Consider the following 13,358-nt stretch of genomic DNA (forward strand, 5'->3'; position numbering starts at 1 on the left):
ATTGACTATCCCTTGCGACATCATGGTGTTCGGCGGCACCGGTGACCTGGCCCTGCATAAACTGCTTCCGGCGCTCTACCACCTGTATCGCGAGGCTCGCCTGCACCCCGCCGTGCGCATCATCGCCCTGGCCCGCAGCAATCTGCCACGTAATCAATTCCTCAAACTCGCCGAACGCCGTTGCCGGGCACAGATTGCCCGTGCCGACTTCGACGAGGATGTCTGGGCGCGGTTCTCGGCGCGCCTGGACTACTTCCCCATGGACGCCTCGCAAAGCGCCGATTTCGTCCGCCTGGCGCGCTTTCTTGGTGAAGCCGGCGGCCTGACCCGGATCTACTACCTGGCCACCGCACCGAACCTGTTCGTGCCGATTGCCAACCACCTGAAAATCGCCGGGCTTGCCGATCACGATGCGCGCATCGTCCTGGAAAAACCCATCGGCCACTCGCTGGAGTCGGCCACGGCGATCAACGAGGCCTTCGGCGCGGTGTTCGCCGAGTCGCAGGTGTTTCGTATCGATCACTACCTGGGCAAGGAAACGGTGCAGAACCTCATGGCCCTGCGCTTTGCCAATGCCCTGCTCGAGCCGGTGTGGCGCAACAACCAGGTCGATCATGTGCAGATCAGCGTCTGTGAAACCCTCGGCGTCGAAAACCGTGGCGCCTACTACGACCGCGCCGGCGCCACCCGCGACATGCTGCAGAACCACCTGCTGCAGCTGCTGTGCCTGGTGGCCATGGAGCCGCCGGCACAATTCGAGGCTGAAGCGGTTCGCGACGAGAAGGTGAAGATCCTCAAGGCCCTGCAACCGATCACCGGCCAGGACGTGCAGGACAAGACCGTGCGCGGCCAGTACAGCGCCGGCAAGATCGGCGGCCAGGAAGTACCGGCTTACTACTTCGAAAAAGATGTCGACAACGACAGCGATACCGAGACCTTTGTCGCCGTAGAAGCCCACATCAACAACTGGCGCTGGGCCGGCGTGCCCTTCTACTTGCGCACCGGCAAACGCCTGGCCAAGCGCTCGTCGCAGATCGTCATCCAGTTCAAGCCGGTGCCCCACCGCCTGTTCGACGGCGATCAGGCCAACCAGCTGCTGATCCAGCTACAACCCGACGAGCGCATCAGCCTGCAGATGATGACCAAGACACCCGGCAAGGGCATGCGCCTGGAGCCGGTGGAACTGAACCTCAACCTGGCCCAGGTATTCGGTCAGACCCGTCGCTGGGACGCCTATGAGCGGCTATTGCTGGATGTGCTCGAAGGCGACTCGACGCTGTTCATGCGCCGTGACGAGGTCGAGGCGGCCTGGGCCTGGATCGACCCGATCCTTAACGGCTGGCAGGAACACTTCCAGGCCCCGCGCCCCTACCACGCCGGTAGTAACGGCCCGGACCAGGCCCACAGCCTGCTGGCCCACCAGGGCCGCGCCTGGCACCTTTAAAAGCTGTAGCGGCTGGCCAGTAAACCGGCCAGTTCCTGCGCCGGCACCGGCCGGCTGATCAGGTAGCCCTGCACTTCGTTGCAGCCTTGCTTGCGCAGGAAGTCCAGCTGTTCAGCGGTCTCGACGCCCTCGGCAACCACCTGCAGGTCCAGGCTCTGGGCCATGGCGATGATTGCCCGGGTGATCGCCGCGTCCTCGCTGCCCTCGCGCAGGCCCCGGATAAAGGCCTGATCGATCTTCACGTAGTCCACCGGGAAACGCTTGAGGTAGCTGAGCGATGAATAGCCGGTGCCAAAGTCGTCGATCGCAAGCTTCACCCCCAGCTCATGCAATTGGCGGAAGGTGGCGATGATGTGCTCGACGCTGTCGAGCAACTGGCTCTCGGTCAGTTCCAGTTCCAGCAAGTGCGGGGCCAGGCCGCTTTCTTCCAAAACCTGGCGCACCAGGCTGACCAGCTTGCCCTGGCGCAACTGATATACCGACAGGTTCACCGACACGCGAATCGGCGCAAGGCCCATGCGCTGCCACTCGCAAGCCTGCCAGCAGGCCTGGCGCAGGACGAATTCGCCCATCGGCGCAATCAGCCCGGTTTCTTCGGCCAGGCCGATGAAGTCCGACGGCGGCACCATGCCCCACTGCGGATGCTGCCAGCGCACCAGCGCCTCGGCCGCATGCAGGCGGCCAGTGGCCAGGCACAGCTTGGGTTGGTAGTAGACCTGCAGTTGCCGCTCTTCGATGGCCTTGCGCAGGTGGTTTTCCAGCTGCAGGCGCTGCAGGGTGCTGGCCTGCAGGCTCTCGGTGTAGAACTGGAAGTTGTCGCCACCCAGGTGCTTGGCGTGCTGCATGGCGGTATTGGCCTGGCTGACCAGCACCGTGACATCCCGCGAGGTGTCGGCCAGCAGGCTAATGCCCACCGAAGCGCTGATCACCAGCTCGTGACCATCGACCCGCAGGGGCACGCGTAGCTTGTCGAGCAGGCGGCTAGCCACTCGCACCAAGCTCGACAGGTTGCTGTAGGCATCGAACAGCACGGCAAACTCGTCGCCGGAAAGCCGCGCCACGGTGTCGGCCTCGGGCATGGCATTACTGATGCGCTGGGCCATCTGCTTGAGCAAATGGTCGGCAACTTCATGGCCAAGGCTGTCGTTGAGCAGCTTGAAGCGGTCCAGGTCGATGTGCAGCAGGGCCAGGCCGCGACCGCTCTGACGCAGGCGCTCGCCGGCCTCGTGCAGGCGCAGGCGGAACAAGGCGCGGTTGGCCAGGCCCGTCAGTTCATCATAGTGGGCCAGGTAGCGCAGGCGCTCTTCAGACTCACGGCGCGCCGACAGGTCGGTAAAGAAGCCGACGATGCTGGTCAGGTTGCCGCGGGCATCACGTACACCGTTAAGCTGCAGCCACTGAGGATAAAGCTCACCGTTCTTGCGCGCCTCGACCAGTTCGCCTTGCCAGCTGCCCTGTTGCTCCAGGGCCAGTTCGATAGCCTGTGAATGCCGACGAGCATCAAGGCTGCACGCCAGCTCCAGCAACCGCCCTTGCAATAGTTCTTCGCGGCTGTAGCCGGTAACCCGGCAGAAGGCCTGATTGACGGCCAGCAGTACATAGTCAGGGTCAAGAATCACAATGCCTTCACTGGCGGCTTCAAACACCGTGGCGGCCAGACGCTGCTGTTCCTCCTGGGCTTTTTGCGCGCTGATTTCCCGGCGGGTGCCGAGCATGCGCAGCACCCGCCCGCTGGCATCACGTTCCACCGCCCGGCCACGGTCCTCAATCCAGCACCAATGGCCCTGGCGGTGACGCACCCGGTAGTCGATGCGGTAGTCCTCGCTGCGGCCCTTGAGGTGTTCGACCAGGGTACGCTTGAGCAGCGGCACGTCATCGGGATGCAAACGTGGCTTGAGGTGCGCGAGCATTTCCTGGACTTGTTCAGGCTCCAGGCCAAACAGCTCGCGCAATTGCGTGTGGTGGATCTCGTCGGTGTCCAGGTTCCAGTCCCAAAGCCCCAGCTCGCTGGCCTCTAGCGCCAGGGCCAGGCGCTGCTCGCTTTTGCTCAGGGCCTGGTTGGCGACATCGAGTTCCTGGCTGCGCTGGGCCACCCGCGACTCCAGCCCAACCTGCGCCTCACGCAGCTGTTCCTCGATCAACCGGCGCTGTTCGACCTCCTCGGCCAATGCCTGGTTGAGGCTCTCGCTGCGGCTTTGCGCCGCTTGCAGGTGTTCGATCAGCTCCTGATTCTGAAAGCGTCGCAGCAATCCGCGTTCGATCAGCCGGTTGACCTGCCAGGCCACCACCGACAGCGCAATCAACAGAATCAGCCCAAGCCAGCCCCAGCCGCGCTGCTGTTCGTCGCCACTCCAGAACAGGAAAGCAATCGGCGGCAGCAGGCAGGGCAAGGTAAAACTGAGAAACGCCGGCAGGCTGACGGCATAGGCAACGCTGGCCGATAGCGTCGCCGCCCCCAGCAGGCCAAACACCCAGGCCTGCTGGACGAAGTTGTCCACCGGCACCAGGGCAATCGCCGCGCTGGCCAGGGTCAGGCCGCTGAAGGCCGAACCGAGCAAAAACATCCGCCACCAGGTCGGCTGGGCTTGCCGATCGGGCATGGCAGCATCGAAAGCGGCCACCTGGATCACCCGCAACGCCACCAGCGCCATCAGCCAGACCACCCAGACGCTGACCAGCAGGTAACGCGCCGGGTTCCATAGCAGCCAGGCACAGACAAGGCCGTTGAGCAGCATGAACAGGGTCGGCAGCAACGAGCCTTGATACAGCAGGCGGGTGCGCTCGACAGCCAGTTGCGGTGCGAAGTGTTTGCGAATACTCCGGCGCGCTTGGGCTGGGGCGCTCAGGGAGTCGGAACCGAGTGTCATAGGCGGTGTTCTTGTAATGGTTAGCCTTAAACGTGCACGGAGCATACACAAGCAAGCCCCTGGGCCAAACTGCTCTGGATCATAATTATTTCATCGCATTTCCCGACGGCAGGTGCTCAAGCACGCAGGCCTTGGGCTGCAGCCGGTGACCGGCCGGTCGTCAGCGCCAAGTTTTTCTACTGTATATTTGCCCAAGGGTCGCCTGCGCCCCTAAAATGGCCGGATGCGCGATGATCTCTCTCTCCTGTTGAACTCTCTCAACGACGCCCAACGCCAGGCTGTAGCTGCGCCGGTCGGTCGTCAGTTGGTCCTGGCCGGTGCCGGCTCCGGCAAGACCCGTGTGCTGGTGCACCGCATCGCCTGGTTGATCCAGGTGGTGCAGGCCTCGCCGCACTCGATCCTGTCGGTGACCTTCACCAACAAGGCCGCTGCCGAGATGCGCCAGCGTATCGAACAGCTGATGGGCATCAACCCGGCCGGCATGTGGGTCGGCACCTTCCACGGCCTGGCGCACCGCCTGTTGCGCGCGCACTGGCAAGAGGCAGGGCTGAACCAGAACTTCCAGATCCTCGACAGCGACGACCAGCAGCGTCTGGTCAAACGCGTAATCCGCGAGCTGGGCCTGGATGAACAGCGCTGGCCGGCGCGCCAGGCACAGTGGTTCATCAACGGCCAGAAAGACGAAGGCCTGCGCCCGCAACATATCCAAGCCAGCGGCGACCTGTTCCTGGGCACCATGCGCAGCATTTATGAAGCCTACGAGGCAGCCTGCCAGCGCGCCGGCGTCATCGACTTCTCCGAGCTGCTGCTGCGCGCCCTGGACCTGTGGCGCGACCACCCCGGCCTGCTCGAGCACTACCAGCGGCGCTTCCGCCATGTGCTGGTCGACGAATTCCAGGATACCAACGCCGTGCAGTACGCCTGGCTGCGGCTGCTGGCCAAGGGCGGCGACAGCCTGATGGTGGTCGGCGATGACGACCAGTCGATTTACGGCTGGCGCGGTGCCAAGATCGAGAACATCCACCAGTACACCGCCGACTTCCCTGACGCCGAGCTGATCCGCCTGGAGCAGAACTACCGTTCCACCGCCGGCATCCTCAAGGCGGCCAACGCCCTGATCGCCAACAACAGCGGGCGCCTGGGCAAAGAGCTGTGGACCGATGGCGGCGATGGCGAACCGCTGAGCCTGTACGCTGCCTTCAACGAACACGACGAAGCCCGCTACGTGGTCGAGAGCATCGAAAGCGCACTCAAGACCGGCCTGGCACGCAGCGACATCGCCATCCTCTATCGCTCCAACGCCCAGTCACGGGTGCTTGAAGAAGCACTGCTGCGCGAACGCATTCCTTATCGCATCTATGGCGGCCAGCGCTTCTTCGAACGCGCCGAGATCAAGAACGCCATGGCCTACCTGCGCCTGCTCGAAGGCCGCGGCAACGATGCCGCCCTTGAGCGGGTGATCAACGTGCCGCCGCGCGGTATCGGCGAGAAAACCGTCGAAGCGATTCGCGAGCACGCGCGCCACGCCCAGGTTTCGATGTGGGAGTCGATGAGCCTGCTGATCGCCAACAAGGCGCTCAAAGGCCGTGCCGCCAGTGCCTTGGGCGCGTTCATGGAAATGATCGAGAACCTTGCCGCCAAAGTCCTGGAGATGCCCCTGCACCTGATGACCCAGACGGTTATCGAGCAGTCCGGGCTGATCGTCTATCACCAGGAAGAGAAAGGCGAAAAAGGCCAGGCCCGGGTGGAAAACCTTGAGGAACTGGTCAGCGCCGCGCGCAACTTCGAAAACAGCGAAGAAGACGCCGAATTGTCGCCACTGGCGGCCTTCCTCGGCCATGCCTCGCTGGAAGCCGGCGACGCCCAGGCCGACGAGCACGAAGACAGCATCCAGCTGATGACCCTGCACAGTGCCAAGGGCCTGGAATTCCCTCACGTCTTCCTGGTCGGCATGGAAGAAGGCTTGTTCCCACACAAGATGAGCCTGGAAGAGCCCGGCCGTCTTGAAGAAGAACGCCGCCTGGCCTATGTCGGCATCACCCGCGCCATGCAGCAGCTGGTGATGACCTACGCCGAAACCCGCAGGCTGTACGGCAGCGAGACCTACAACAAGGTCTCGCGCTTCGTACGCGAAATTCCGGCCGGCCTGGTGCAGGAAGTGCGCTTGTCCAACAGCGTCAGCCGCCCGTTCGGCTCCGGTCAGCAGCAGAACTCGAGCAGCCTGTTCGCCAACGCCAACATCCCGCAGACCGCCTTCAACCTTGGCCAGCGGGTGCAGCATGCGGTATTTGGCGAAGGTGTGATCCTCAACTTCGAAGGCTCCGGCGCCCAGGCCCGGGTCCAGGTCAACTTTGCCGAAGGCAGCAAGTGGCTGATGCTCGGTTACGCCAAGCTCGAAGCGCTGTAAAGCAGAAAATCCTGTAGGAGCGGGCTTGCCCCGCGATGCAATGTGACTTGCACGCCGCAATCGCGGGGCAAGCCCGCTCCTACAGCGTATTCAGATCATTCAGGCAAAAGCTGGAAACATTATGGCGCTGGTCATGTGTCCTACAACCTGTGCACCATGACGCGCGTGCAATCCACAAAACGGGAATACCCTTCTATGCAACGTTTTCTTAGCATCGCTTTGGCGCTGTGCATCGGCCTGACGATGAGTCTCGACGCCAACGCCAAACGCTTCGGCGGCGGCAAGAGCTCGGGCGCCGCGCCGACCCACCAGACCCGCCAGGCAGCCCCAGCTACCCCGGCTGCCTCGCCAACCGCGCCAGGTCGCGCACCTGCCGCCGCCAGCGGTGCTTCGCGCTGGCTCGGCCCGCTGGCCGGCCTCGCCGCCGGCGGCCTGCTGGCCTCCATGTTCATGGGCGACGGCTTCCAGGGCATGCAGATCTTCGACATCCTGATCATGGCGCTGATTGCCTTCCTGGCGTTCCGCTTTATCGCCGCCCGTCGCCGCAAGCAGCAGCCACAAATGGCCGCCGCCGGCCACGCGCCTTTCCAGCGTGAAGCGCACCAGCCTGCGCAGCCGTCGATCTTCGGTGGTTCGGCTGCACCTGCCGCCGCCCGTCCGGTAATCAACGCCCCGGCCTGGTTCAACGAGCAGAGCTTCCTGGCGGCTGCCCGCAACCACTTCCAGTCGCTGCAGCAGCACTGGGACGCCAACGAAATGGACAAGATCGCCGAGTTCGTCACCCCGCAGATGCTGCAGTTCCTCAAGCAGGAGCGTGCTGACCTGGGTGATGCCTTCCAGTCCACTTACATCGACGACCTAAATGTGCAGCTTGAAGGTGTCGACGACCGCGCCGACAAGACCATCGCCACCCTGACCTTCAGCGGTGTATCGAAGACTTCGCGCTTCGACCAGGGCGAACCGTTCAGCGAAAGCTGGAACATGGAACGCGCGCCGGGCGAGAACCAGCCTTGGCTGGTTGCCGGGATCCGTCAGAACGGCTGATCTTGAGGCATTGCACAAAAAACCCCGGGCTTGTCCCGGGGTTTTGCTTTTAGCGCAGCAGGCTACTAGGGTATAACGCGCAGCGTGTCGTAAAGGTTAGAGGATAGAACCGTGGAAGAAGTCATCGAACAGCTCCGAGAAGCCAATGAACCGGTACCGGTGCCGCTGGAGTTGCCGGACGAAGACCAACTGGTCGAAATCGAAGAAGAGTTGTTCATCAACATTCCGTTCGTCTTCAAGGAATTCCTGCTGACGGTCAGCGACGTGGTCTACGGCAGCCTGGAGCCGGTCACCGTCACCGACCCGCAGTCGCATACCTACTTGCCGGACGTGGCAGCCAATGCCTGGGATGCCGGCGTGCCGCGCGACCTGATCCCGATCTGCCAGGACGGCGACGACTTTTACTGCGTCGAAGAGGACGGCACCGTGGTGCTGTGGTCCGGCGAAGAAGAGATCGTTACCGAGGACAGCTGGGAATCGGTCTGGCACTGGGCGCGGGATGTCTGGCTGGAAAGCTGAATGAGAAAGACCCGCATAAAATAATGGCTCTTGGCTATTAATGCTCGTAGAATCGCCACGCCTTCCCGCGCGTGGCGCTTCGCTACCGCTCCATCCCCTCGGACATTCGAACCGCCCCGCGCAGGAAGCGCCTCTTAGTGGTGGTTTTCCTGGTTGTTTTCCAGGGTCTCCAGCAAGGCGATCTGCATGCGTGTATGCACACGGATGAACCAGCGCCACAGCACCGCCACCACCACTGCCGCGACTACCACGATCAGCAACAGCAGCTCGCTGGTGGGCAGAATGCTGGCCGACAGCGCCGACAGCAGCAAAAAGATCACCAACAGCGACAGCAACGGAATTACCTCGGCAATCACCCGTCGAACCCGCTGGGTGTGGCGCCCGGCCATCTCCGGCTTGACCCCCATCTCCGCCAGCAGCATCGACAGCGCCTTGAGCTTGCGGTACGCAGCGATCAGGAAAGGCAGCGACAGCATCAGCGCCACGCCCCAGATCAAGGCCTTCTGCTGGCCGACATCGCTGACCCATTCGCTCAGGTAGTCACCGATGCGCGCGGCGAAATAACCACCGCTGAAGAAGATCGCCACCACCAACGCCAGGTTCACCCCCACCTGCAGCAGAATCCGTCGGATCATCGACGCCAGCAATGCCCCTTGGCCATGGGGCTGGATGCTGCGCAGCCATTCGCCGTACAGCGACAGCACCCGCGACAGGCGCCCCGGCACGACCTTGGCGAGCTTCAGCGACAGCGGGTCGGCGGCGCGAATCAGATACGGGGTAAGCAGCGTGGTGATGGCCGAAACGGCTACCGCCACCGGGTACAGGAAGTCGCTGGTGACCTGCAGGGTCATGCCCAGTGCGGCGATGATGAACGAGAACTCGCCAATTTGTGAAAGCCCCATCCCGACCCGCAGAGAGGTACGTCCGTCGTTGCCGGCGATAAAGGCGCCCATGCCGCAGGACAGCATCTTGCCCAGCACCACGGCAATGGTGATGACCACGATCGGCCAGGCATACTCGACCAGGATCGACGGATCGATCATCAAGCCGATGGCGACAAAGAAGATGGCGCTGAACAGGTCGCGTACCGGTTCGATCAGGCGCTCGATCTTCAGCAACTGGCGCGACTCGGCCATGATCGCGCCAATCAGAAAGGCGCCCAGGACCATGCTGTATTCAAGCTTGACCACCAACAGGCAAAAACCGAAACACAAGCCCAGGACGGTAATCAGCAGCATCTCGTTGCTTTCGAAGCGGGCCACGTAAGCCAACAGGCGCGGCACCAGCAAAATGCCGATGACCAAGGCAACGATCATGAACAGCGACAGCTTGCCGACCGTGGAAAACACCTCGCCCGAGCTCACCGTGCCACTCACGGCAATACCCGAGAGCAAGGCGATGATGCCGATGCCAAGGATGTCTTCGACGATCAGCACGCCGAAGATCAGTTGGGCAAAACGCTCGTTCTTCATCTTCAGGTCGTTGAGCGCCTTGACGATGATGGTGGTCGAGGAAATCGCCAGGATGGCGCCGAGGAACAGTGAGTCCATGGTGTTCCAGCCGAACCAGCGGCCGATCTCGAAGCCGATCCAGATCATCAGCACGATTTCCAGGAACGCGGCGATAAACGCCGTGGCCCCGACCTTGAACAACTTGCGCAGGCTGAACTCCAGGCCCAGGCAGAACATCAGGAAGATCACGCCGAGCTCGGCCAGGGTCTTGATCGTCTCTTCGTCGTGAATCAGGCCGAACGGCGGGGTGTGCGGGCCGATGATGAAGCCGGCAACAATGTAGCCAAGCACTACCGGCTGTTTGAAACGGTGGAAGAGGATAGTGACCACCCCGGCAACCAGCATGATCACTGCCAAATCCTGGATAAAGCTGATGGCATGCACGGCGTGGGACTCCTTACCTGGTATCCAGAGACAAGCCGCAACTCACCCGATGAATTGTCTGATTGAGTTGCGGGTACATAGCGTTTTAAATGTAGGAATGCCCACCTTGCATGGGCTTCTTCAGGTTAACACCGCCGCTTGTCGCGAAAAGCCGGTGCAATATGAAGAAACAGATCGACCAAAGCATCGCCGCAAATGGCACAAATAGCGTGACGGCAAGGCCGCTGTCAGCGTCCCGTCTACTTAGATGGGAATCGTATTGGGGGAAAGAAGCGTGAACAGCAATCGCCACCCCGCCTCAGCGCAACCTTACCGTGAGCACACTATGGAACCTGGAAACGCCCAGCTGTCGATGACCGTCCTGATGACCCCGGACATGGCCAACTTTTCTGGCAACGTCCACGGCGGCACGCTGCTCAAATACCTCGACGAAGTGGCCTATGCCTGCGCCAGCCGCTACGCCGGTCGTTATGTGGTGACCCTGTCGGTCGACCAGGTGGTCTTTCGCGAGCCGGTGCATGTCGGCGAGCTGGTGACCTTCCTCGCTTCGGTCAACTACACCGGCAACACCTCGATGGAAGTCGGCATCAAGGTGGTCACTGAGAATATTCGCGAGCGTTCGGTGCGCCACAGCAACAGCTGCTTCTTCACCATGGTCGCCGTCGACGACGACCGCAAGCCGGTTGCGGTGCCGCCGCGCCAGCCTGAAAGCAGCGAAGAGAAGCGCCGTTTCCTCCAGGGTAAACAGCGCCGGCTGATACGTCAGGAGCTGGAGAAGCGTTACCAGGAGCTCAAGGGCGACGCCCTTTAAGACCGCCCGTTAAAAGGCCAGAGGCTGCGCCGCAAAGCGCAGCCGCGGGTGCACGATGCGATCTTGCGCCCGCACCAGTTCCAGCTCGTAGCTGGCACAGGCCTGGGTTTCCAGCAGCACTTCGTGCACCGCGGCGGCGGTGAATTCAAACGCCGCTAGCCAGTCATCGCCGAGCAGCAAGCGCGCCAGGAACAAGCCTGATGTCAGGTCACCAACGCCTACCGGCTGGCGGGCGAATGCCAGCAGCGGGCGGCGGATGTGCCAGCTCCCTTCGCCGGTCACCAGCAGCATCTCGAAATCTTCCGCGCCACGCCCCGGGTACGCCAGGTGCTTGACCAGCACCGCTTTCGGGCCGCGCTCCAGCAGGCTGCGGGCCATGTCGACACAGTCTTGCAACGACTCGGCACGGCGCCCGCAGAAGCTGTCCAGTTCCAGCTGGTTCGGGCACAGCACATCAGCACGGGCCAGCGCTTCTTCGAGCAGAAACTCGCTGACCTCGGCCGGAACGATACAGCCCTTCTCGGGATGGCCCATCACCGGGTCGCAGAGGTACAAGGCGCGCGGGTTGGCCGCCTTGATCCGGGCCACGCCGCTGAGGATCGCCCGCCCCTGCTCGGCACTGCCCAGGTAGCCGGACAACACCGCATCGCAGTTGCCCAGCTCACCGATCGTCGCAATCCCTTCTACCAGTGCAGGTATTTGCGCTGGAGCAAGCACTTCTCCGGTCCACTGGCCATACTGAGTATGGTTGGAGAACTGCACGGTATTGAGCGGCCAGACCTTCACCCCGACCCGCTGCATGGGAAACACTGCGGCGCTGTTGCCGGCATGGCCGAAAACCACGTGGGACTGGATGGCGAGCAGATGCGGTGTACGTTTCATGCAGGTCTTCCGAAAGCGTAGGAATGAAAAACAAGGCGCGCAGTATGGCGCTAAATGCCACCTGTACGACAGACCGGGGAGGCAGTTAAGCTGGGCATACCTCGTTGGAGCATATGTAAATGTTGACCCTGGGAAATCTCTTCGTGCTGATGCTGCTGGCCACGGCAGGCGCTTGGTTGTGGCATAACCACGGCTTGCGTGAAAAGGCTCTGGAGCGGGTCAAGCAGCACTGCGCCAAGCTCGACCTGGAGCTGCTCGATGGCAATGTCGCGCTCAAGCGCATCGGCTTTGTTCGCGATGCCAACGGCCGCAAACGCCTGGCCCGGGTGTACAACTTCGAATTCACCGTGACCGGCGAACAGCGCCACCCCGGTACCGTCACCCAGTTCGGCGCCCATACCATGCAGATCGAACTGGCGCCCTACCCGTTCGAGATCAAGACGCCGCCACACCACGATAACGTGGTCGAGATGAACCAGTGGCGTCAGGACCACAACCGCTGGCGTAACTAGACGCGGCAGGCCAGCATGGCCTGTTTTAGCGCTTCAGGAGCTTGCGGCTCGGCGAAAATCAGCTCCAGCCGCGAGTCACGCCGCCATTCGCTGCGGCTCCACAGCAAGGACGGCTGTCCAGCCAGGGCATTGAGCGCTTGCCAGCCGTCCAAGCTGTGGATAACTGCCTTGGCCCGGCGCCAGTCCAACTCCCGCAGAAATTGCTCGATGCGGGCACGATCAAACACCTGAGCCGGGTGCCAGCGCCAACCAATGCTCCAGCCCTCCGCCTCCTCCTGGATGCTGCAAATTGGCTCCTGCGGATTTGTCCACAGGCTGCCTATGACTGCGGAAACACTGGCTGATGCCAGTTTATCCACAGCCAGGGAATGGCTTGGCGGAGCACTTGCCATCGGCACTTCGGACAACGGCAGATGGCCGAAATCGGTCCAGTACAGGCGAGCATCCGCCAGCCGGGAAGTTATCCACAAGCGCTGTAGTTCGTCCAGACCAGCGGATTTGTTCAGCACCAGCAGCCCGGCGCTGGCCAGGGTCGAGTGCTGAGCTTGCGGCAAGGCAACACCCGCAGCCAGCTGCTCGGCATCGAGCACCAGTACCGCCGGTTGTACCGCCAGCACCCCCTGCCAGGGCGGTAAGCGCAGTTGCTGCAACAACTGCAACGGATGGCCCAACCCGGATGGTTCGATAAACAGCCTATGCGGCTTGGCCTTGCGCAACAGGCGACCCAGGCCGACCTGGAATGGCATGCCGTTGACGCAGCACAAGCAACCGCCGGCCACCTCTCCCAGGGCAATCCCATCGTCATCGGTTGCCAGCAGCGCTGCGTCCAGGCCGATCTGGCCGAACTCGTTGATCAGCACCGCCCAGCGCTCATCGGCGGGCCGCTGCGCCAGCAACTGGCGAATCAGGCTGGTCTTGCCGGCGCCGAGCGGGCCGGCAATCACGTGGGTAGGAATGTTCTGCAGCATGGGACGGAG

10 protein-coding genes are annotated in these 13,358 nt (G+C 62.5%); 6 read left to right on the forward strand and 4 right to left on the reverse strand.

Annotated elements, in window-relative coordinates; genetic code table 11:
- The first annotated feature begins 1 nt into the window (after position 1).
- Complete coding sequence (gene zwf / locus LOY22_RS26660; protein ID WP_045199468.1) at positions 2-1,444, forward strand: glucose-6-phosphate dehydrogenase; 1,443 nt, start codon at positions 2-4, stop codon at positions 1,442-1,444.
- Here the strand turns inward: zwf and LOY22_RS26665 are convergent.
- Positions 1,441-4,311, reverse strand: a complete 2,871-nt coding sequence (locus LOY22_RS26665) for an EAL domain-containing protein (protein ID WP_093377881.1) — start codon at positions 4,309-4,311, stop codon at positions 1,441-1,443. The genes zwf and LOY22_RS26665 overlap by 4 nt on opposite strands.
- Positions 4,312-4,534: 223 nt before the next feature.
- Here LOY22_RS26665 and uvrD point away from each other — a divergent pair, with 223 nt between their 5' ends.
- The 3 genes from uvrD (at position 4,535) to LOY22_RS26680 (ending at position 8,281) form a co-directional block, all read left to right on the forward strand.
- Positions 4,535-6,718, forward strand: coding sequence for a DNA helicase II (gene uvrD / locus LOY22_RS26670; protein ID WP_045199464.1), 2,184 nt, complete (start codon positions 4,535-4,537; stop codon positions 6,716-6,718).
- 195 nt (positions 6,719-6,913) lie between these two features.
- Positions 6,914-7,762, forward strand: coding sequence for a Tim44 domain-containing protein (locus LOY22_RS26675; RefSeq protein WP_045199463.1), 849 nt, complete (start codon positions 6,914-6,916; stop codon positions 7,760-7,762).
- Positions 7,763-7,873: 111 nt separating this feature from the next.
- Positions 7,874-8,281 carry an SMI1/KNR4 family protein gene (locus LOY22_RS26680; RefSeq protein WP_258595553.1) on the forward strand — a complete coding sequence of 136 codons (408 nt, stop codon included), beginning with the start codon at positions 7,874-7,876 and terminating at the stop codon, positions 8,279-8,281.
- Positions 8,282-8,415: 134 nt separating this feature from the next.
- Here the strand turns inward: LOY22_RS26680 and LOY22_RS26685 are convergent, their stop codons facing one another.
- A complete protein-coding gene (locus tag LOY22_RS26685) occupies positions 8,416-10,176 on the reverse strand; it encodes a cation:proton antiporter (protein WP_258595560.1) in 1,761 nt (586 codons plus the stop codon).
- Positions 10,177-10,501: 325 nt separating this feature from the next.
- On the opposite strand from LOY22_RS26685, the gene LOY22_RS26690 reads away from it, so the two are divergent.
- Positions 10,502-10,987 carry an acyl-CoA thioesterase gene (locus LOY22_RS26690; RefSeq protein ID WP_045186257.1) on the forward strand — a complete coding sequence of 162 codons (486 nt, stop codon included), beginning with the start codon at positions 10,502-10,504 and terminating at the stop codon, positions 10,985-10,987.
- 9 nt (positions 10,988-10,996) lie between these two features.
- Here LOY22_RS26690 and pdxY read toward each other — a convergent pair whose 3' ends face one another.
- Complete coding sequence (gene pdxY, locus LOY22_RS26695; protein WP_195885338.1) at positions 10,997-11,869, reverse strand: pyridoxal kinase PdxY; 873 nt, start codon at positions 11,867-11,869, stop codon at positions 10,997-10,999.
- A 119-nt stretch (positions 11,870-11,988) separates the two neighbouring features.
- Here pdxY and LOY22_RS26700 point away from each other — a divergent pair, with 119 nt between their 5' ends.
- On the forward strand, positions 11,989-12,381 hold the full coding sequence (locus tag LOY22_RS26700) for a DUF3301 domain-containing protein (RefSeq protein WP_045199457.1): 393 nt from the start codon (positions 11,989-11,991) through the stop codon (positions 12,379-12,381).
- Here the strand turns inward: LOY22_RS26700 and LOY22_RS26705 are convergent.
- Positions 12,378-13,349, reverse strand: coding sequence for a GTP-binding protein (locus tag LOY22_RS26705; protein WP_258595564.1), 972 nt, complete (start codon positions 13,347-13,349; stop codon positions 12,378-12,380). The two genes, LOY22_RS26700 and LOY22_RS26705, sit on opposite strands and share 4 nt — an antisense overlap.
- Between the last annotated feature and the right edge of the window lie 9 nt (positions 13,350-13,358).

This window comes from Pseudomonas sp. B21-035 (assembly GCF_024748945.1).
GTDB lineage: Bacteria > Pseudomonadota > Gammaproteobacteria > Pseudomonadales > Pseudomonadaceae > Aquipseudomonas.